Raw genomic sequence first — 17,421 nt, 5'->3', positions numbered from 1 at the left:
TATTTGTTGATGTATTTATATTTTAGGTAGAAGAGTTAAAATTATGACAGCGATAGTAGAAGCATTTGGAAAGCCCCATGTAAACGTGGGAACGATAGGACATGTGGATCATGGGAAGACAACGTTAACAGCGGCGATAACAAAGCATTATGGTAATTTTGTAGCATATGATCAAATAGATAAAGCGCCAGAAGAAAGAAAGAGAGGTATAACAATAGCAACAGCGCATGTTGAATATCAAACAGAAAAGAGACACTATGCACACGTTGATTGCCCTGGACATGCTGATTATGTAAAGAATATGATAGTAGGTGCAGCGCAGATGGATGCAGCGATATTGGTAGTGTCAGGGGTTGATGGGCCGATGCCACAAACGAGAGAGCATATATTGCTGGCAAAACAGGTGGGTGTTGGATATATCGTGGTATATATAAATAAAGCTGATGTTGCTGATGCTGATATGATAGATTTGGTAGAAATGGAAGTGAGAGAGTTGCTGAGTAAGTATGGATTTCCAGGTGATGAAGTGCCTATGATAGTTGGGTCTGCGTTAAAAGCATTAGAGGATGATGGTAGTGAGTATGGAAAGAAATCAATAGATAAATTGATGGAGAAGTTAGATGAGTATGTGGCAGTACCTCCAAGGCCTATAGATTTGCCGTTTTTATTGCCAATAGAAGATGTATTTTCAATATCGGGCCGAGGAACGGTAGTAACAGGAAGAATAGAGAAGGGGGAGATAAAGACAGGGGATGAGATAGAGATAATAGGTCTGAAAGCGACGCAAAAGACGATATGTACTGGTGTTGAGATGTTTAAGAAGTTGCTAGATAAGGGAAGTGCAGGACTCAATGTAGGAATACTACTAAGAGGAACAAAGAGAGAAGAAGTGGAGAGAGGGCAAGTATTGGCAAAACCAGGGACAATAACTCCGCATAAGAAATTTAATGCGGAGGCGTATATATTGAAGAAAGAAGAAGGAGGAAGGCATACACCATTTTTTGGAAATTATCAGCCACAGTTTTATTTAAGGACAACGGATGTAACTGGGAGCATAAAATTGCTAGATGGAAAGGAGATGGTAATGCCAGGGGACAATGTAAGTATAGAAGTGGAGTTGCAAGTACCAATAGCAATGGATAAAGGATTACGTTTTGCGATAAGAGAAGGTGGTAGAACTGTTGGTTCTGGCGTTGTTTCGGAAATTTTAGAATGAGTGTAATAACTAAGATGAAGCAAGATATATATATTAGAATCAAAGCTTTCGATTGTTCTTTATTGGAAAAGTGTATTCGCGAGTTTATTGATCAATTAAAGCAGTTTAATGCAGATTTATCTGGTCCGATTGCGTTGCCAAGAAAAGATTCTAAATTTACTGTTAATAGGTCTCCTCATGTTGATAAAAAATCTCGTGAGCAATTTGAAATGAGAATTTCTAAGCGGTTAATTGTTGTACATAATCCTACTTCTACTCTGATGAAGATGCTTGCAGATTTATCTTTTTCTGCTGGTGTAGAAGTGGATTTAAAGGTTAAGGAAGTTAATATTTAGGAAAAGGAAATGAAGAGAATAAATTCGCTTAGGAGGATTGGTTTGTTAATGACGAATGTTGGCCATACTGCTATGTATTTTGATAATAGTCGCATGGCTGTAACCTTATTGCATCTCAGCGAAACTTATATTATCGATATAAAAGGACAAGATAAATGTGGCTACAATTCAGTCATTTTAGGCACAGGGGATTTAAAAAAAATAGCAAAACCTCAGTTGGAATATTTAAAGAAAAAGGGTATAAATAGTAAATGTAAATTATACGAAAGTAGATTAACTGATCTATTCGGAATAGAATGTGGTAAAAAGGTGGGGGTTAATCATTTTGTAGTTGGTCAATATCTTGACATTACGGGTTATTCTTTAGGTAAAGGGTTTGCTGGTGTGATGAAGCGGCATAATTTCAGTGGGCTTAGGGCATCCCATGGAGTTTCTATTGCTCATAGATCACAAGGTTCTACTGGTCAATGTCAAGATCCTGGTAGAGTATTCAAGGGGAAGAAAATGGCTGGTCATTTAGGTAATAGCAGAGTAACTGTACAGAATATGAAAATATTATCCATTGATTATGAAAATAGCATAATTGCTGTAAAGGGTAATAATGTTCCTGGGTTTAAAAACTCTTATGTTTTTGTGAGAGATGCGGTTAAAAAGCCTTTACATAAAGATGTTCCTTTTCCAGCAGTTCTGCTGTTGAATATGAGTGATGATGCTAATAATTTGGTGAGTTAGTTATGGAATGTGAATTAGTTGATCTATCTAATAATAATGTAGGTAGTGTTGAGCTTAATCCCTTGATATTTTCTGCCAAGCAAAAATTGAGTATTTTGCATGATATAGTGAGATGGCAATTAGCAAAGAGAAGAGTTGGTGCTCATAAAACAAAGGGTATCAGTGATGTTTCTGGTACAACAGCTAAGCCGTATGGTCAAAAACGTACCGGTAGGGCGAGACAGGGGAGCTTCCGGTCTCCTCAGTTTAGAGGTGGTGGAATTATTTTTGGTCCTGTTGTGAGGAGTCATGCTTATTCTCTTAATAAAAAAGTACGTAAATTTGGTTTGAAAATTGCTTTATCTCTAAAATATTTAAATAATCAAGTTATTGTTCTTGATAGTTTAAATGTTGATGTGAAGAAAACATCTAAAATGTGTGAATATATTAAAAATTTTAAATTTTCTTCTTTTTTAATAGTTGGTGATTATGGAGATGATTTGTTACGTGCTGCTAAAAATTTGCATTATGTAGATTTAATCAAACCTATTGGGTTAAATGTTTTTGATATATTGAATCATGAATGCGTGATGTTAACAAAAGACACTTTAAAGCATCTTGAAGGTAGATTGTTATGATTAAATATAATAATATAATAAAATCTCCTGTAATCACAGAAAAGGCTTCTCTTTTAAGAGAGAAGTTTAATAAATACTCTTTGTATGTTTTTGTAAATGTAAATAAGCGTCAAATAAAATCGGCAATAGAGTCTTTATTTAATGTCAGAATTTCTTCTATAAATGTTATTAGAGTTAAACCTAAATATAGACGTTTCAGGGGTGTGGTTGGTTGTAAAAAACAGAGAAAAAAGGTTTATTTTTCTTTGATAGATGGTCAAAAATTAGATATAATGAGCGTTTAATATGGGTATGAAATTTTTTAATCCTGTTACTCCGTCTTCTCGTGGGACTATATTAATAAGTAAAGTTGGTTTATCAAAAGATAAGCCAGAGAAGTCTCTTGTGTTTGGTAAGAAATCCAGTGGTGGAAGAAATAATCATGGTAGAATTACAACTCGTCACAGGGGTGGTGGTCACAAGAAGAAGTATAGAGTTATAGATTTTAAACGTAATAGAAGTGATCAGGGTATGGTTGAGAAAATAGAGTATGATCCAAATAGAAGTGGGTTTTTAGCATTAATATCATATAAGGAAGATGATACTAAATCTTATATATTAGCTCCTCAGGGTATGAAGCCTGGTGATGTTGTGACAGCTGGAGATGATGCTGATATTCTGCCAGGTAATTGTTTGTTGTTGAAATATATACCTGTTGGTTCTTTTGTTCATAATGTTGAATTGAAGCCAGGTGGTGGTGCTGTAATTGCTAGAGCTGCGGGTTGTTGTGCGCAAATTGTTGGTCGTGATGGTCAATATGTTTTATTGCGGCTTAGATCTGGTCAAGTTAGGTTGATTTTATCTTCTTGTAAAGCTACTATTGGTGTAGTGTCTAATCTTGATCATAAAAATAGAAAGCTGGGTAAGGCTGGGAGAAGTAGGTGGCTTGGAATTAGACCTGCTGTGCGTGGAGTTGCAATGAATCCGATTGATCACCCTCATGGAGGTGGAGAGGGAAAAACTTCTGGCGGTCGTCATCCTGTTACTCCTTGGGGTGTTGCAACAAAAGGAAAGAAAACTAGGAAAAAAAATAAATCTAGTGATAAGTATATAAAAAAATTGAAAGGTTAATTTATGAGTAGATCTGTGTGGAAACCACCTTTTTTACATCCATCTGTACTAAGATTAGTTCAGAGGGCTTTAAAAGAGGGTTCTATTAATAAGGTGATAAAAATTCATTCCAGGGCTTCTGTAATTCTTCCTAATTGTTTGGGTTTAAAGTTTGCTGTTTATAACGGTAAAGATTACATTCCTGTTAGTGTTGATAATCAGAATATGATAGGTCATAAATTCGGTGAATTTTCACCTACTCGTAAATTTACTGGGCATGGTGGTGATAAAAAGGCAACAAGAAGGTAGGAAATTGATATGAAAAATAGGGATATAATAGTTGAGGCTGGTTCTAAGGTTTTAAGATCAACTCCTCGCAAATTAAATTTGGTTGCTGATTTAGTGCGTAATAAAAAAGTTTCTTTTGCTAATGTACAATTAAGATTTTGTGAAAAAAAGGCTGCCGGTTTTATAATGAAGGTGTTGAATTCTGCAATTGCTAATGCTCAAAATAATTATGGATTGAACCTTGATAATTTATATATAAAGGAAATTTTAATAGGTAAGTCACTTACTTTGCGTAGAGTATATCCAAAAGCTATGGGTAGGGCTAATAGAATGAGCAAATTTTATAGTAATATAACTATAAAATTGAAAGAAATTGTATGATTTATAGAAATGGAAAATTAATAAGGAAAGTGTAAAAATATGGGACAGAAGGTTAATCCTAAAGTATTTAGATTGCAAATAAATAGTAATACCTGGGATTCTGTTTGGTGTGCTACGGACGATTATAAACAGAAATTGCATCAAGATCTATTTATTCGCAGTTATATAAATGAATCCTTTGATCATGCTGGTATTTCTAAAGTAACTGTAGAGCGTACAGTTACTTTAGTGTCTGTAATAATACATTCTTCTAAACCTGGGGTTATAATAGGTAAGAAAGGTTTGGATGTTGAGAAGATAAAGCAAAAAATAGCTAAAAAAGTAGAAAGTAGTGTTGAAGTGAATGTAGTAGGAGTTAAAAAGTCTGAAATAGATGCAGTTTTAATATCAAGGAGTATTACACATCAGCTAGAAAAAAGGATTTCATGTAGAAGAGCGATGAAAAAAGCTATTCAAAATTGTTTGAAGGTGGGTGCTGAGGGTATTAAAGTAAGTTGCTCTGGGCGTCTTGGCGGAGCTGAAATAGCTCGTACTGAATGGTACAAAGAAGGTCGTTTGCCTTTACACACTTTGCGTGCTAATATAGATTATGCTTTTTGTGAAGCGAAGACTATATGTGGTATTATAGGAGTTAAAGTTTGGGTTTATGTTGGTAGTTAAGGTATATTGAGATGTTTGTTCCCAAAAAGAGTAAATATAAAAAGGTATTTAAGGGGAGAATAAAGGGTAATGCTAAGGGTGGTAGCACGCTGTCTTTTGGAGATTATGGATTAAAAGCTATGGAAGTAGGTAAGGTTCAGTCCAAGCATATTGAAACTGCAAGGCGCGTAATATCTAGAACGTTAAAACGCTCTGGTAAAGTGTGGATAAGAATTTTTCCTGATACTCCGGTTAGTAAAAAGCCAGCAGATGTACGTATGGGTAAAGGGAAAGGTAGTGTTGAATTTTGGGTATTTAAAGCTAAGCCCGGTAGGATTTTGTTTGAAATTAGTAGTGATGTTCCAATGCATTTAGCAAGATTGGCGCTTGAAAAAGCGACTGCTAAGCTTCCTATGAAGTGTAAATTTATATCTAATCATAATTGAATGGAGTTGCAATGGATATGGTTAAATTTCAATCAGAATCTTCACAAGGATTACATGAACTTCTTGTGAGTTTGAGGAAAGAATTTGTTAATTTGGCTTTTCAAAAAAAGCTGGGACAGTGCAACAATTTTTCGCGTTTTAGCTTAATAAGAAAGAGCATAGCTCGTAGTCTAACTGTATTAAATAGAAGAAAGAGAGAGGGAAAAAATGCCTAAGAAGGTTTTTTGTGGTGTCGTAACTAATGCTGAGTCTGATAAGACTGTAAAGGTTTCGGTGTTACAAGTGTATAAGGATAGGCTGTATAAAAAAGTTATTAAAAAATACAAGAAGTATACAGCACATGATGAGAATAATAGTTGCAAAAAGGGAGATAGGGTTTTAATACAGGAACATAAGCCTATTTCTGTTACTAAAAAATGGGTTGTTATCAATAGCTAAAAAGGAATAGGTATTTATATGATTCAAAAAAATACATTGTTAGAAGTAGCTGATAATTCTGGTGCGCGTGCAGTGCTTTGTATTGGCTTGTTAGGTGGTAGGAAATCTGCATCTGTAGGTGATACGATTATTATATCTACTAAGTCCATTAACCCAAAAGGTAAAGTTGAAAAAGGAAAAGTGTATAAAGCAGTTGTTGTTAGAGTAAAAAATAGTGTTAAGAAATCTGATGGTTCTGTAATTCGTTTTTCTAGCAATGCTGTGGTTTTAATTAATGATCAAGGTGAACCACTTGGCACTCGGGTGTTTGGTCCAGTAAAAAAGTTGTTATCTGGTTCTTTTATGAAAATAATGTCATTAGCTGATGAGGTTTTATAATGAGTGCTAAAATAAAAAGTGGTGATGATATTATAGTTTTAACTGGTAAAGATAAGAGAAAAATTGGTAAGGTAATCAAAGTTATAATACGTGATGCTAAAAAGAAAGTAGTTGTTTCTGGCGTAAATGTGTGTAAGAGACATACTAAACCAAGAGCTGGTGGTGGTGGTATATTGAATAAAGAGTTAGCTATTGATGTATCAAATGTTGCAATATTGGATCCTAAGTGTAAAACTCCAACTAAAGTAGGATTTAAGATTATAGATGGTAGAAAAGTGCGTTTTGCAAAAGTTTCTGGAGAAGTGATAGATTAGGTTGATATGTTTAAACAATTGTATAAAGATAATATAGTAAAATCCTTAAAGGATAAGTTTAATTACGGCAATGTAATGCAAGTGCCTAAACTTGTCAAGGTGTGTATCAATATGGGCGTTGGAGATGCTGCTACAGACAATAAAGCGATAAATGAGCCATTTGATAATCTACATTTGATTGCTGGGCAAAAGCCTGTGTTAACCTTTGCAAAAAAATCTATTTCTGGTTTCAAAATTAGAAAAGGTGCAACTGTAGGTTGTAAAGTGACTTTGCGTAGAAATAAAATGTATGAATTCTTAGAAAGATTAATATATATTGCTTTGCCAAGGGAAAAAGATTTTAGAGGGTTTAGTGTGAAGCAATTTGATGGTCATGGTAATTTTTCCCTTGGTATCAAGGAGCATATATCATTTTTAGAAATAGACTATGATAAAATAAGTAAAATTAGAGGTATGGATATTAATATTATAACAAGTGCAGTTAGTGATAAGGAAGCAAAGGAATTATTACTGGCTCTTAAATTCCCTTTTTTTGATAATTGAGAGAAAATATATATGGCAAAAAAATCCATGATACAGAAGAATCTTCGTAGAATAAAGTTATGCGATCAATATAGGGAGAGAAGGGAAGAATTAAAATCTATAATGAATAATAAGGATTTATCTATTGCAAAAAGGTTTTCAGCTCAAAGTAAGCTGATTAAAAAATTGCCTAGAGATTCTTCTAAAATCAGAATTAGGAATAGATGCGCTTTAACTGGTAGGCCGAGAGGAGTATATAGAAAATTTGGTTTATGTAGGATTGTTTTACGTGATTTGTGTTCTTTTGGACAAGTTCCAGGGGTTACAAAATCTAGTTGGTAAATGTGATATAAGGAGTGTAATAGTGTCGTTATCTGATGGTATTGGTGATTTTTTAACAAGAATACGTAATGCTCAATTGGCAATGCATAGGGAAACAAGAGTCCTATTCTCTAAAGTGAATTCTTCTATATTGAAGATCTTAAAAGAGGAAGGGTATATTCTTAATTATGAAAAGCAAGAGAGTGATAGTATCCCTTCGCTTGTTGTGCAGTTGAAGTATTATGATAAATCACCTGTGATTAATGATATAGCTAGGGTATCAAAGCCAGGTTGTCGTTATTATTCTAAGTGTAAGGACATTTCTAAAGCATATAATGGTCTTGGAATTTTTATTATATCTACACCGAAAGGAGTGATGACCGATTATAATGCACGTAGATTAAAAGTTGGTGGAGAAGTTTTGTGTCGTGTATTTTAAATGATAGGAGAAATGTATGTCTCGTATAGGTGCCGCACCTATCAATATTCCTGCTGATCTTTCAGTTGAGTATAATGATGGCAGGGTATTAATAAAAAGTGTTAGGGCAGAAAAAGAGCTGAACTTGTGTAGTGGCATTCTGTGTCAGATAGTTGATAATCAATTGTTACTTTCTGTTGATCAAGGCAGGGATGATTATGATAAAATAAAATCTATATGGGGAACTTATAGAAGTAATATTAATAACATGATTAACGGTATGCTTAATGATTTTTCTGTTGATCTTGAGATTAATGGTGTGGGGTATAAAGCAGAATGTGATGATAAGTATTTGACTTTATATCTTGGTTATAGTCATAATATTAAGTATAAAGTGCCTAAAGACGTTGAGATTAAGTGTATAAAGCCAACTCATTTAGTGATTCGCGGTATGGATAAGCAAAAAGTCTATATGGTGGCTTCTGATATATGCAAAATTAGAAAATATGATCCTTATAAAGGTAAGGGTATTGTAATAAAAGGCAAATTTATGCTCCGTAAGATTGTAAATAAAAAGAAGTAATTAAAATGAAAAGATTGTATAATTTTTTAAGTAGCTATGAAAAAAGGAAACTTCGTAATAGAGCGAAGTTCGATAAGAGCGCTGGACGTTTACGTATATCCGTATTTAAGTCTAATAAACATTTTTACGTTCAGTTGATTAACGATGCAAAAGGAATAACCCTAGCTTCTGCTTCTACTTTGGATGATAAAATTAGGAATGTATGTAAAGGTAGGGTCAATGCTGAAACTATAAAACAGGTTTCTTCTTTAGTGATTGAGCGTCTGCCTAGTACAAAATTGCAGCAGCGGTTCGTCTTTGATCGGGGAGCATATAAGTATACAGGATTGATTTCTCAATTTGCTGAGGCTTTAAGAAGCTCTGGATTTAAATTTTAGAAGGTTTTAAATATGGCTGTAAAGAATTTACAAAATAATAATGATTTATCAGAACTTTTGGTTTCAGTGCGAAGGGTAACAACGGTTACTAAAGGTGGTAGAAGATTTTCATTTTCAACTTTGGTTGTTGTTGGTGATGGTAAGGGTAGGGTAGGATGTGGAATAGGTAAACACGCAGAGGTTGCTGAAGCAAGAGTGAAAGCTGTAAATGCTGCAAAGAAGTCGATGATTAGGGTGTACTTACGTGAAGGTAGAACTTTACATCATGATATTAAAGCTAAATTTTGTTCTGGTGAGATAGTTTTAAGAGCTGCAAGAACTGGAACAGGTATTATTGCTGGTGGAGCAATGAGGTCGGTTTTTGAGGTATTAGGTATAAAGGATGTGGTAGCTAAGTCTACTAGATCAAATGATCCCCATAATATTATATGTGCAGTATTTAAGGCTTTTGATGTTATGTTATCTCCTCGCCAAGTGGCAGGTAAGAGGGGTAAAAAGATTAGTGAGATAGTTGGAAATAGGTAAAGTATGAATGATGCTGTAAAATTAAATTCTGTGTTTACCAAATTATCTAAGAAAAAGAAGCCTAAATTATTAGGTAGAGGTATTGGTTGTGGTAAAGGTAAAACATCCGGTAGGGGTCATAAAGGGCAAAAAGCGAGAAGTGGCGTTTCTATAAATGGTTTTGAAGGTGGACAGCAGTCTATATATACTCGTTTACCTAAAAGAGGTTTTAAGCCTATACGCAAAAACTTATACTCTATATTTAATGTTGGTGATGTACAGTGCTTAATGGAAGCTAAAAAAATAGTCAAGGATTCTATCATAGATAAGGAGCTACTGCATAAATTAGGTTTTATCAGATCTGTTAAAAGTAAAATCAAACTTCTTAATAAGGGTAAATTAAGCGAAAAATTTGTGTTTCATGTTGATTTTGCATCAGAAGCTGCAAAAAGATCTGTAGCTTCAGTTGGTGGTAGTGTAGAAATACTATCGTAAATCATGAGCAGTAAATTTGCATTTAATAGTTTGGATTCTACGTTGTTATATAAAAGTGATTTACTAAAGCGTATATTTTTTACGCTAATGGCTTTAGTTTGTTATCGTTTAGGCACTTATGTTCCTATTCCTGGAGTTAATCTTGATATAATCAATGATATATTTCCAAAAGAGAGTTCTGGTGTTTTTGGAGTATTTAATTTATTTTCTGGTGGCGCTTTAGCTAGAATGACGATCTTGGCGTTAAACGTTATGCCATACATAGTTGCATCCATAGTTATGCAATTATTATCTTCTGCCGTTAAAGGAATCAATGAAATTAAAAATGAAGGAGAGTTAGGACGTCGAAAGATGAACTCTTATATACGCTATATGACTATAGTGTTTTGTATCTTTCAATCAATTACGATCTTAATAGGGTTAGAAAGAATGAATAGGGAAGGGGTATTAGTTGTAGTTGAACCTGGTATTATGTTTCGTACTATAGGTGTCTTTAGCCTTCTAGGTGGAACTATATTTTTAATATGGCTTGGTGAGCGGATCAGTGTGAGCGGTATAGGCAATGGTATCTCATTAATCATTTTTACTGGCATAACATCTGAATTGCATAATGCTTTATCATCTCTGCTAACATTAAATAAAAATGGTAGTATGTCGTTTTTCATTACCCTTTTTGTTATAGCATTGTTTTTTTTACTGCTCCTTTTAGTCATTTTTACAGAATCTTCTTATAGAAAGGTAATTGTTCAATATCCCAAAAAACAGTTTAAAAAATTACATAATCATGATTTTACTTACATTCCATTGAAGATCAATTTATCTGGTGTAATACCAACTATTTTTGCTAACGCAATTCTATTAACGCCTATTTCAATTGCAAATTTCTATAAAGGTCATGCCATTGCTGATTTTATTTTAAACTACTTTATGGCAAATAAAGTGATGTACATTATAACTTACTTAATACTCATAGTACTTTTTAATTTTTTCTATACCAATTTTATATTTAATCCAGAGGAAAATGCTGATTTTCTTAGGAAAAATGGTGGTTTTATTCCTGGTAGAGGCCCTGGAAAACATACTTCTGATTATCTTCAAGATATAGTTTTTAAATTAACATTTATTGGGTCTGCGTATTTGGTGGTAATATGTACTATACCTGAAATTATGAGGTATCATTATGATATACCATTTATTTTTGGTGGGACGAGCTTGCTGATTATAGTTAACGTTATTACTGATACTATTATGCAAGTACAATCTTACGTTTTTTCAAATAGGTACGATAGTTGGATAAAGAAATATGAGTCTAAAACAAGGAGACTAAAGTGATTATTACAATTTTTGGTCCTCCTGGCTCTGGTAAGGGTACTCAGTCCAGTTTGTTAATAGCAAAGTATAATTTTAAATTAGTTTCAGTAGGAGATTTATTAAGGAATATTATATCTAGTGGGAGTAAGTTAGGTAAAGGAATAAAGGATACTGTTGAATCTGGTAATTTAATTCAAGATGAAGTTATATGTAAATTATTGTGTGACCAGCTTGGATTAATAGATGGTGATTTTTTGTTAGATGGTTTTCCAAGAAATTTAAATCAAGCTCATTTTTTAACTCAAGTTTTGCAAAAAAGATGCAATAGGGATGTTGATCTTGTAATTGAGTTGCAGCTTGACGATAATATTGCAATTGATAGATTAAAAGATCGTCTTACTTGTTTGGATTGTAAAAGTATATATAGTATATCTTCTTTTAAGAATACTACTTGTGCTAAATGTAAAAGTACGAGATTGGAGAAGAGAATTGATGATGCTAATATGCTTGCAATTAATAAGAGGATAAGAGAATATCATTCTCAGATAAAGGGTTTGCGCGAGTATTATAAGGGCAAGTTGTTAACAATTAACGCTAATTTGAGTGTTGATAGAGTAATGCAAGAGATTGAAAGTAAAATTTCTTGTAATTTGATTTGACTATAAGTTGTTTTATGGTATAAATTAAGAGTTATTATTAATAAAGTATCGAGGTATCAGTGGCACGTATTGCAGGCATAAATGTTCCGGTGAAGAAGTGTATTCCTTTTGCATTAACTTATATACATGGTATAGGTATTACTACTGCGAATATAATTTGTCGTAGCTGTAAAATTGATGAGCGTAAGCGTGTTTCAGAATTACAAGATGAAGATATAGAGAAAATTAGTAGTTTTATTAGGCAAAAATATGTCATAGAGGGTGAGCTCAGAAAAAAAGTGGCTATGGATATAAAATCTTTAATAGAAATCGGTTGCTATAGAGGATTAAGGCATAGAAAAGGTTTGCCTGTGAGGGGACAAAGAACCCATACTAATGCTAAAACTCGTAAAGGCAGATCTAAATTGCCTATTGCTCGAAAAAAATAAAATTTGTTATTATCGTGAGTTTTTATGAAAAAAGTTAAAACGGTTGGTAAGAATACAAAAAGGTTTATTACTGGTATTGTCCATATTCGTGCAACTTTTAATAATACTTTTGTAAATGTGACTGATGTTTGTGGTAATACGCTTTACCAGACTTCTGTTGGTGCATGTGGTTTTTCTGGTTCGAGAAAATCCACACCTTATGCTGCAGGTAAGGTTGCCGATTCTGCTGCGAAGAAAGTAATAGAGAGATTTGGTATGAAGGTTGTTTCTGTAATAATTCGTGGTCCTGGTTTTGGTGCAGAAGCTGCAGTTAAAGCACTTAGGAATTGTGGATTGACTGTCACTTCAATTGCAGATAAAACGGCGATACCTCATAATGGGTGTAGACTAAGGAAAAAAAGAAGAGTATAGGATATTTGGAAGGTTTTTGTATGTATTATAGTGATAATGTCTCTTTCTATGGAAATTTAGATAGATTAACTAAGCCTAATGCGATTAAGGTAATATCAGGTGATTCAAGTAAAAAAGGTGATATAGTTCTAGAACCTTTGGAAAGTGGTTTTGCTTTAACGTTGGGTCATGCATTAAGGCGTGTAATGTTGTCTTCTCTTCGCGGTAGTGCTGTTTATGGAATAAAAATTGAAGGCGTGAATCATGAATTTACTTCGATCCAAGGAGTTAGGGAAGACGTAACTGATATAGCATTAAATATGGGCATGTTGAGATGTAAGCTAAATAACACGTCTAATAAGTGCTTAAATTTGAGCGCTAAAGGGCCTTGTCAAGTATTAGCTGGAATGATAGAAACTGATGACCAATGCTCTATTGTTAATAAAGATTTGGTGATATGTACACTAGGTCAAGATGTGGAGCTTAACATTGCTATATATGTTGCTAGCGGAAAAGGTTATCTTCCTGTAAATAAATATAAAGAAAATGAATTTTTAAAGCTTATGAATGAACAAGATTTAATTGGTTTCATTCCAGTTAATGCTTTATATAGTCCTGTCGAGAGGGTTTCGTATAGAGTAGAGAATAGTCGTGTTGGTCAAGTTACTGATAAAGATAAGCTAATATTGTCAATTGAAACTGATGGTACAATCTCTCCAAGTCAAGCTGTTGACTATGCTGCAAGAATATTACAGGAGCAATTTCAGCCTTTTATTAGTTCTGATATGAGTTATAAAAAATCGCAGGTCTCTTTGTCTAGTGGTGCTAAAGATTTGGGCTATGATCCTGTTCTATTGCGTAAAGTAGATGAAATGGAATTATCTGTTAGATCTCATAACTGTCTGAAAAATGAAAATATCACTTATATAGGTGATCTTGTGCAAAAGACGGAAGTTGAAATGTTAAGAACTGCTAATTTTGGCCGAAAGTCTTTGAATGAAATCAAGGCAATTTTAAATAATTCAGGTTTGTCTTTGGGTATGAATATACCAAATTGGCCTCCTAAGGATATAGATGAACTGGCTAAACAACATACTGATGAGGATTAGGTAGTATATGAAACATGGAATAAAGAAAAATAAACTTTCTCGTTGTACCGAGCATAGGTTATCAATGTTAAAGAATCTATCTATCTCGTTAATTAATCATGAGCAGATTGTAACTACTTTACCAAAGGCTAAAGCACTTCGTCCATATGTGGAAAAGTTTATTACAATTGCTAAGAATAACGATTCTTTACATGGTAGAAGGCTTTTGCTTTCACGTCTTCATAATAGTAAGTTAGTAGTTGATAAATTATTAAGCGTTCTAGCTAATCGTTATCAAGACCGTAAAGGTGGATATTCTAGAATAATAAAATTTGGTACTCGAAAGGGTGATTGCGCTCCAATGGCAGTGATAGAGCTAGTTGATAGAGATATTTCAGCAAAAGGTGAGATTTATAGTAAAAATAAAAAAGGAAGCAAAGTAGTTACACAAAGCTAATTATTCTTTTTATGGTAAGTAGGTTACGCTATTTTGTAGGTTACTTTGGAGAATTGTTAGTTTCGATATATTTAAAGCTGAAATTCTATAATGTTATAAAACGTCGCTTTCGTTGCAAGTTGGGTGAAATTGACTTAATTCTATCTAAAAAAAGGGAGCTGATTTTTATAGAAGTTAAAACAAGTTTATTTGGAAAAGAAGTACCGATATCTCATTTTCAGTGTCAGTCTATTATAAATTCTTCTAAATATTTCTTAAGTAAAAATCTTGATTTTTTAGATTATTCAGTCAGATATGATTTGTGTTTTCTTTCCTTAAGGAGAAGACCTATTTATATAAAAAATGCTTGGATTGAACAATGGTAGCTAAAATAATTTAGATTTACTAGAACAGGTAATTGAATATGAAAAACAATAATTTAGTTTCATCTTATGCTAGAGCACTGTTTCATGTCTCAGGAAGCAGATTAGGTATTATAAGAAAAGAAGTAGAATTTTTGTTAGCTTTTTTTAAAGATCAAGATGTTTTTGTGTATCTATCTCATCCTATGGTTTCTCTTTTGCACAAAAAAGAAGCGATACTTTCTATAAAGGAGAACTTGAGTGAAAACTTAGTCAAATTTATTATGGTTACACTTGCAAACAAGCGCTCCCGTTTATTAATCCTTATATTAGAAAAATTCTTAAATCTTGTAAGGGAAAGTGAAAATGAATTGGAAATTACTATAAAATCAGCAGAGATTTTAAAGAAACCTGATATAAAAATAATTACTGAATCTTTGAACTTTCTTGGTAAAATAATAAAAGTCATTCATGTGGTTGATCCTTCTATACTAGGTGGCTTTGTAGTTAGGTATGGTTTTAACTTGATTGATGCTTCGCTTAAGAGTTATTTGGATAGATTGGTTGATTTGAGTAAAATGGAAATGTTGAAAATAAGGAATTGTATATGAAGAATAGCATAAATGCCTCTGAAGTAGTAAACATAATAAAAGAGAAGGTTGAGACATTTGATAATCCTATAAAACGAGAAAATATAGGTGAAGTAATTTCAGTAACGGATGGTATCACATTGGTCTATGGGCTGGAAAAAGCAAAGTTTGGTGAAAAGGTATCTTTTGCAAGAGGTGTAGAAGGAATAGTTCTTGATTTAGATCATGATACAGCTGGAATAGTTGTGCTTGGCAATGACCGTGATGTAAAAGAAGGGGACGTTGTAAAATGTAGTGGTGATGTTGTACAGGTGCCTGTAGGTCATGAATTATTAGGGAGAGTTGTAAATGCATTAGGCGATCCTATAGACGATGGCGGAGAAATTAGAGCCAAGAACAAAATGTATATAGAATCTAAAGCGCCAGGTATTATTGACCGTAAATCTGTGCATGAACCTCTGCAGACAGGAATTAAAATTATAGATTTGTTGATTCCTATAGGTAGAGGCCAACGTGAATTAATTATTGGCGATAGACAAATTGGTAAAACCACTATTGCGATTGATACTATTATCAATCAGAAGAAGATTAATGATGAGGTAAACGAAAATCAAAAAATTTACTGTGTTTATGTTGCTATTGGACAAAAAATTTCGACAGTAGCAAAAGTGGTGAATAAGCTAAAAGAAAGTGGAGCATTAGAGTATACAACCGTAGTTGTGGCTAGCGCATCTGACTGCGCGCCTATGCAATTTTTAGCACCTTATACCGGTTGCACTATTGGAGAATTTTTCCGTGATAATGGAATGCATTGCTTGGTGGTATATGATGATTTATCTAAGCATGCTGTGGCATATAGGCAGATGTCCTTATTGCTCAGACGTCCTCCTGGTCGTGAAGCTTATCCTGGAGATATATTCTATGTACACTCTCGCTTGCTTGAAAGAGCTGCCAAAATGTCTGATGAAAAAGGACGGGGATCTTTGACTGCTTTGCCGATTATTGAGACTCAGGCTGGCGATGTATCTGCATATGTTCCAACTAATGTGATTTCAATTACCGATGGACAAATTTTTCTTGAGTCTGAATTGTTTCACAAAGGATTTCGCCCTGCAGTGAATATAGGTTTATCGGTTTCTCGGGTTGGCTCTGCTGCACAATTGAAATCTGTGAAAAAAGTTGCTGGTTCTATAAAGCTGAGTTTGGCCCAATATAGAGAACTGGAAGACTTTGCTAAATTTGGTTCTGATCTTGATGCTACTGTTCAATTGTCCTTAAACAAAGGTAAATACCTTATTGAATTATTAAAGCAAAAACAGTATTCACCTATGCAAATAGAAGAGCAAGTATTGCTTATGTATATCTTTTCTAATCTGTATGGTCAATTAAATAAGGTACAGGTGAGCAACATCAATAGGTTCGAGTGTGATCTTATCAATTATTTTCAAACTGTTCACCCTGGAGTTTTAAAAAAGTTGTCAGGTGACATTAATGATGATATAAAAGATGATATTCTTGGTATTGTGAGTGATTTTGTCACTCAATTTAATTGCGTTTAGGCGGTGATTATGACTTCATCCATTGTTAACAAGTTTCCTATTACAAGGGAAGGTTTTGAGAGTATGCAAGTCGAACTTGAGAAATTAAAGGAAGAAAAACCTTCTATCATACAGGCTATTTCTGATGCTCGTGATCAAGGCGATTTATCTGAAAATGCAGAATATCATGCAGCACGGGAAAGATTAAGTTTTATTGAAGGCCGCATAATTGAGGTAGAGAGTAAACTTTCACATGCAGAAGTGATAGAAGTAAAAAATTTGTCTGGTGACACAGTAATGTTTGGTGCAACTGTTACGGTAAGTATGCTCGGTGATGATAACAGTGAAATAGAATATGTTTATAAGATTGTAGGTGGGTATGAAGCTGATGCTTCAAAGCAGTTGATCTCTACGGATTCACCACTCGGTAGTGCTTTAATTGGCAAAAAAGTTGGTGAGTATGTGGAAGTGATAGTGCCAAATGGAGAGAAATTGTATAAAATAGTTAAGATTGAGTTTAAGTAAA

General features: G+C 33.6%; 31 protein-coding genes. All 31 read left to right on the top strand.

All coding sequences use genetic code 11. The features are described from left to right. The first annotated feature begins 43 nt into the window (after positions 1 to 43). The 31 genes from tuf to greA are packed head-to-tail and all read left to right on the top strand — an operon-like array spanning position 44 to position 17,420. Positions 44 to 1,216 carry an elongation factor Tu gene (tuf, locus tag M3L71_RS06560; protein WP_280143440.1) on the top strand — a complete coding sequence of 391 codons (1,173 nt, stop codon included), beginning with the start codon at positions 44 to 46 and terminating at the stop codon, positions 1,214 to 1,216. Positions 1,217 to 1,230: 14 nt separating this feature from the next. Continuing rightward, the gene (gene rpsJ / locus M3L71_RS06555) at positions 1,231 to 1,551 is read left to right on the top strand and encodes a 30S ribosomal protein S10 (RefSeq protein WP_264683408.1); all 321 of its coding nucleotides are present in this window, start codon (positions 1,231 to 1,233) and stop codon (positions 1,549 to 1,551) included. 9 nt (positions 1,552 to 1,560) lie between these two features. After that, positions 1,561 to 2,283, top strand: a complete 723-nt coding sequence (gene rplC, locus M3L71_RS06550; protein ID WP_280143439.1) for a 50S ribosomal protein L3 — start codon at positions 1,561 to 1,563, stop codon at positions 2,281 to 2,283. A 2-nt stretch (positions 2,284 to 2,285) separates the two neighbouring features. Beyond that, a complete protein-coding gene (gene rplD, locus M3L71_RS06545) occupies positions 2,286 to 2,900 on the top strand; it encodes a 50S ribosomal protein L4 (RefSeq protein ID WP_280143438.1) in 615 nt (204 codons plus the stop codon). Next, positions 2,897 to 3,184: a 50S ribosomal protein L23 gene (locus M3L71_RS06540; RefSeq protein WP_010404680.1), complete on the top strand. Its 288-nt coding sequence runs from the start codon at positions 2,897 to 2,899 to the stop codon at positions 3,182 to 3,184. The genes rplD and M3L71_RS06540 overlap by 4 nt, the downstream gene beginning before the upstream one ends. Before the next feature lies 1 nt (position 3,185). Then, entirely contained in the window at positions 3,186 to 4,010 is an 825-nt protein-coding gene (rplB, locus tag M3L71_RS06535) for a 50S ribosomal protein L2 (protein ID WP_265030536.1), read from the top strand. 3 nt (positions 4,011 to 4,013) lie between these two features. After that, positions 4,014 to 4,298, top strand: a complete 285-nt coding sequence (rpsS, locus tag M3L71_RS06530) for a 30S ribosomal protein S19 (RefSeq protein WP_010404687.1) — start codon at positions 4,014 to 4,016, stop codon at positions 4,296 to 4,298. A gap of 9 nt (positions 4,299 to 4,307) precedes the next feature. Further along, positions 4,308 to 4,658: a 50S ribosomal protein L22 gene (rplV, locus tag M3L71_RS06525; RefSeq protein WP_280143437.1), complete on the top strand. Its 351-nt coding sequence runs from the start codon at positions 4,308 to 4,310 to the stop codon at positions 4,656 to 4,658. A gap of 39 nt (positions 4,659 to 4,697) precedes the next feature. After that, positions 4,698 to 5,318: a 30S ribosomal protein S3 gene (rpsC, locus tag M3L71_RS06520; protein ID WP_280143436.1), complete on the top strand. Its 621-nt coding sequence runs from the start codon at positions 4,698 to 4,700 to the stop codon at positions 5,316 to 5,318. Between the two features lie 11 nt (positions 5,319 to 5,329). Further along, positions 5,330 to 5,743: a 50S ribosomal protein L16 gene (gene rplP / locus M3L71_RS06515; RefSeq protein WP_019236922.1), complete on the top strand. Its 414-nt coding sequence runs from the start codon at positions 5,330 to 5,332 to the stop codon at positions 5,741 to 5,743. Between the two features lie 11 nt (positions 5,744 to 5,754). Beyond that, entirely contained in the window at positions 5,755 to 5,958 is a 204-nt protein-coding gene (gene rpmC / locus M3L71_RS06510; protein ID WP_280144166.1) for a 50S ribosomal protein L29, read from the top strand. Further along, on the top strand, positions 5,951 to 6,181 hold the full coding sequence (gene rpsQ / locus M3L71_RS06505) for a 30S ribosomal protein S17 (RefSeq protein WP_010404696.1): 231 nt from the start codon (positions 5,951 to 5,953) through the stop codon (positions 6,179 to 6,181). The genes rpmC and rpsQ overlap by 8 nt, the downstream gene beginning before the upstream one ends. An 18-nt stretch (positions 6,182 to 6,199) precedes the next feature. Continuing rightward, on the top strand, positions 6,200 to 6,559 hold the full coding sequence (gene rplN, locus M3L71_RS06500; protein ID WP_007302542.1) for a 50S ribosomal protein L14: 360 nt from the start codon (positions 6,200 to 6,202) through the stop codon (positions 6,557 to 6,559). Next, entirely contained in the window at positions 6,559 to 6,873 is a 315-nt protein-coding gene (gene rplX / locus M3L71_RS06495) for a 50S ribosomal protein L24 (protein WP_405197776.1), read from the top strand. The genes rplN and rplX overlap by 1 nt, the downstream gene beginning before the upstream one ends. A 6-nt stretch (positions 6,874 to 6,879) precedes the next feature. Further along, positions 6,880 to 7,416, top strand: coding sequence for a 50S ribosomal protein L5 (rplE, locus tag M3L71_RS06490; RefSeq protein ID WP_264374629.1), 537 nt, complete (start codon positions 6,880 to 6,882; stop codon positions 7,414 to 7,416). Positions 7,417 to 7,428: 12 nt separating this feature from the next. After that, entirely contained in the window at positions 7,429 to 7,737 is a 309-nt protein-coding gene (gene rpsN / locus M3L71_RS06485; RefSeq protein ID WP_280143435.1) for a 30S ribosomal protein S14, read from the top strand. Between the two features lie 22 nt (positions 7,738 to 7,759). Next, on the top strand, positions 7,760 to 8,155 hold the full coding sequence (gene rpsH, locus M3L71_RS06480; RefSeq protein WP_007302546.1) for a 30S ribosomal protein S8: 396 nt from the start codon (positions 7,760 to 7,762) through the stop codon (positions 8,153 to 8,155). 16 nt (positions 8,156 to 8,171) lie between these two features. After that, positions 8,172 to 8,717, top strand: coding sequence for a 50S ribosomal protein L6 (rplF, locus tag M3L71_RS06475; protein ID WP_280143434.1), 546 nt, complete (start codon positions 8,172 to 8,174; stop codon positions 8,715 to 8,717). A gap of 5 nt (positions 8,718 to 8,722) precedes the next feature. Beyond that, positions 8,723 to 9,094: a 50S ribosomal protein L18 gene (rplR, locus tag M3L71_RS06470; RefSeq protein WP_280143433.1), complete on the top strand. Its 372-nt coding sequence runs from the start codon at positions 8,723 to 8,725 to the stop codon at positions 9,092 to 9,094. Between the two features lie 12 nt (positions 9,095 to 9,106). Continuing rightward, positions 9,107 to 9,619: a 30S ribosomal protein S5 gene (rpsE, locus tag M3L71_RS06465; protein ID WP_010404712.1), complete on the top strand. Its 513-nt coding sequence runs from the start codon at positions 9,107 to 9,109 to the stop codon at positions 9,617 to 9,619. A gap of 3 nt (positions 9,620 to 9,622) precedes the next feature. Then, positions 9,623 to 10,093, top strand: coding sequence for a 50S ribosomal protein L15 (gene rplO, locus M3L71_RS06460; RefSeq protein WP_006012263.1), 471 nt, complete (start codon positions 9,623 to 9,625; stop codon positions 10,091 to 10,093). Between the two features lie 3 nt (positions 10,094 to 10,096). Next, entirely contained in the window at positions 10,097 to 11,425 is a 1,329-nt protein-coding gene (gene secY / locus M3L71_RS06455; RefSeq protein ID WP_280143432.1) for a preprotein translocase subunit SecY, read from the top strand. Next, on the top strand, positions 11,422 to 12,063 hold the full coding sequence (locus M3L71_RS06450) for an adenylate kinase family protein (RefSeq protein ID WP_280143431.1): 642 nt from the start codon (positions 11,422 to 11,424) through the stop codon (positions 12,061 to 12,063). The genes secY and M3L71_RS06450 overlap by 4 nt, the downstream gene beginning before the upstream one ends. Positions 12,064 to 12,122: 59 nt before the next feature. Next, complete coding sequence (gene rpsM, locus M3L71_RS06445) at positions 12,123 to 12,491, top strand: 30S ribosomal protein S13 (protein ID WP_280143430.1); 369 nt, start codon at positions 12,123 to 12,125, stop codon at positions 12,489 to 12,491. 24 nt (positions 12,492 to 12,515) lie between these two features. Further along, entirely contained in the window at positions 12,516 to 12,902 is a 387-nt protein-coding gene (gene rpsK / locus M3L71_RS06440; protein WP_006012273.1) for a 30S ribosomal protein S11, read from the top strand. 20 nt (positions 12,903 to 12,922) lie between these two features. Continuing rightward, a complete protein-coding gene (locus M3L71_RS06435; RefSeq protein WP_280143429.1) occupies positions 12,923 to 13,990 on the top strand; it encodes a DNA-directed RNA polymerase subunit alpha in 1,068 nt (355 codons plus the stop codon). 7 nt (positions 13,991 to 13,997) lie between these two features. Then, positions 13,998 to 14,426, top strand: coding sequence for a 50S ribosomal protein L17 (gene rplQ, locus M3L71_RS06430; protein ID WP_010404731.1), 429 nt, complete (start codon positions 13,998 to 14,000; stop codon positions 14,424 to 14,426). Positions 14,427 to 14,437: 11 nt separating this feature from the next. Then, positions 14,438 to 14,791 (top strand): YraN family protein, encoded by a 354-nt coding sequence (locus M3L71_RS06425; protein WP_280143428.1) that lies wholly within the window; start codon positions 14,438 to 14,440, stop codon positions 14,789 to 14,791. 38 nt (positions 14,792 to 14,829) lie between these two features. Next, the gene (gene atpH / locus M3L71_RS06420) at positions 14,830 to 15,378 is read left to right on the top strand and encodes an ATP synthase F1 subunit delta (protein ID WP_280143427.1); all 549 of its coding nucleotides are present in this window, start codon (positions 14,830 to 14,832) and stop codon (positions 15,376 to 15,378) included. Continuing rightward, positions 15,375 to 16,916 (top strand): F0F1 ATP synthase subunit alpha, encoded by a 1,542-nt coding sequence (gene atpA, locus M3L71_RS06415; protein ID WP_280143426.1) that lies wholly within the window; start codon positions 15,375 to 15,377, stop codon positions 16,914 to 16,916. The genes atpH and atpA overlap by 4 nt, the downstream gene beginning before the upstream one ends. A 9-nt stretch (positions 16,917 to 16,925) precedes the next feature. Then, on the top strand, positions 16,926 to 17,420 hold the full coding sequence (gene greA, locus M3L71_RS06410) for a transcription elongation factor GreA (protein ID WP_007302559.1): 495 nt from the start codon (positions 16,926 to 16,928) through the stop codon (positions 17,418 to 17,420). The last annotated feature ends 1 nt before the right edge of the window (position 17,421 follow it).

The organism is Wolbachia endosymbiont of Frankliniella intonsa (assembly GCF_029856955.1).
GTDB lineage: Bacteria > Pseudomonadota > Alphaproteobacteria > Rickettsiales > Anaplasmataceae > Wolbachia.
Note: the sequence above shows the minus strand (reverse complement) of the source record. Positions and strands in the feature narration are given on the sequence as shown.

Excerpts from the sequence above, each read along its gene's own strand:
- rpsC (WP_280143436.1), top strand. The coding sequence starts at position 4,698 with ATGGGACAGAAGGTTAATCCTAAAGTATTTAGATTGCAAATAAATAGT.
- rplD (WP_280143438.1), top strand. The coding sequence starts at position 2,286 with ATGGAATGTGAATTAGTTGATCTATCTAATAATAATGTAGGTAGTGTT.
- atpA (WP_280143426.1), top strand. The coding sequence starts at position 15,375 with ATGAAGAATAGCATAAATGCCTCTGAAGTAGTAAACATAATAAAAGAG.
- M3L71_RS06425 (WP_280143428.1), top strand. The coding sequence starts at position 14,438 with ATGGTAAGTAGGTTACGCTATTTTGTAGGTTACTTTGGAGAATTGTTA.
- rplB (WP_265030536.1), top strand. The coding sequence starts at position 3,186 with ATGGGTATGAAATTTTTTAATCCTGTTACTCCGTCTTCTCGTGGGACT.
- rpsJ (WP_264683408.1), top strand. The coding sequence starts at position 1,231 with ATGAAGCAAGATATATATATTAGAATCAAAGCTTTCGATTGTTCTTTA.
- rplR (WP_280143433.1), top strand. The coding sequence starts at position 8,723 with ATGAAAAGATTGTATAATTTTTTAAGTAGCTATGAAAAAAGGAAACTT.
- atpH (WP_280143427.1), top strand. The coding sequence starts at position 14,830 with ATGAAAAACAATAATTTAGTTTCATCTTATGCTAGAGCACTGTTTCAT.
- rpsE (WP_010404712.1), top strand. The coding sequence starts at position 9,107 with ATGGCTGTAAAGAATTTACAAAATAATAATGATTTATCAGAACTTTTG.
- rplQ (WP_010404731.1), top strand. The coding sequence starts at position 13,998 with ATGAAACATGGAATAAAGAAAAATAAACTTTCTCGTTGTACCGAGCAT.
- rplP (WP_019236922.1), top strand. The coding sequence starts at position 5,330 with ATGTTTGTTCCCAAAAAGAGTAAATATAAAAAGGTATTTAAGGGGAGA.
- rpsN (WP_280143435.1), top strand. The coding sequence starts at position 7,429 with ATGGCAAAAAAATCCATGATACAGAAGAATCTTCGTAGAATAAAGTTA.
- rpsS (WP_010404687.1), top strand. The coding sequence starts at position 4,014 with ATGAGTAGATCTGTGTGGAAACCACCTTTTTTACATCCATCTGTACTA.
- rpsK (WP_006012273.1), top strand. The coding sequence starts at position 12,516 with ATGAAAAAAGTTAAAACGGTTGGTAAGAATACAAAAAGGTTTATTACT.
- rplE (WP_264374629.1), top strand. The coding sequence starts at position 6,880 with ATGTTTAAACAATTGTATAAAGATAATATAGTAAAATCCTTAAAGGAT.
- rplF (WP_280143434.1), top strand. The coding sequence starts at position 8,172 with ATGTCTCGTATAGGTGCCGCACCTATCAATATTCCTGCTGATCTTTCA.
- greA (WP_007302559.1), top strand. The coding sequence starts at position 16,926 with ATGACTTCATCCATTGTTAACAAGTTTCCTATTACAAGGGAAGGTTTT.
- M3L71_RS06540 (WP_010404680.1), top strand. The coding sequence starts at position 2,897 with ATGATTAAATATAATAATATAATAAAATCTCCTGTAATCACAGAAAAG.
- secY (WP_280143432.1), top strand. The coding sequence starts at position 10,097 with ATGAGCAGTAAATTTGCATTTAATAGTTTGGATTCTACGTTGTTATAT.
- tuf (WP_280143440.1), top strand. The coding sequence starts at position 44 with ATGACAGCGATAGTAGAAGCATTTGGAAAGCCCCATGTAAACGTGGGA.
- rplO (WP_006012263.1), top strand. The coding sequence starts at position 9,623 with ATGAATGATGCTGTAAAATTAAATTCTGTGTTTACCAAATTATCTAAG.
- rplC (WP_280143439.1), top strand. The coding sequence starts at position 1,561 with ATGAAGAGAATAAATTCGCTTAGGAGGATTGGTTTGTTAATGACGAAT.
- rplN (WP_007302542.1), top strand. The coding sequence starts at position 6,200 with ATGATTCAAAAAAATACATTGTTAGAAGTAGCTGATAATTCTGGTGCG.
- rplX (WP_405197776.1), top strand. The coding sequence starts at position 6,559 with ATGAGTGCTAAAATAAAAAGTGGTGATGATATTATAGTTTTAACTGGT.
- rpsQ (WP_010404696.1), top strand. The coding sequence starts at position 5,951 with ATGCCTAAGAAGGTTTTTTGTGGTGTCGTAACTAATGCTGAGTCTGAT.
- M3L71_RS06435 (WP_280143429.1), top strand. The coding sequence starts at position 12,923 with ATGTATTATAGTGATAATGTCTCTTTCTATGGAAATTTAGATAGATTA.
- rplV (WP_280143437.1), top strand. The coding sequence starts at position 4,308 with ATGAAAAATAGGGATATAATAGTTGAGGCTGGTTCTAAGGTTTTAAGA.
- rpmC (WP_280144166.1), top strand. The coding sequence starts at position 5,755 with ATGGATATGGTTAAATTTCAATCAGAATCTTCACAAGGATTACATGAA.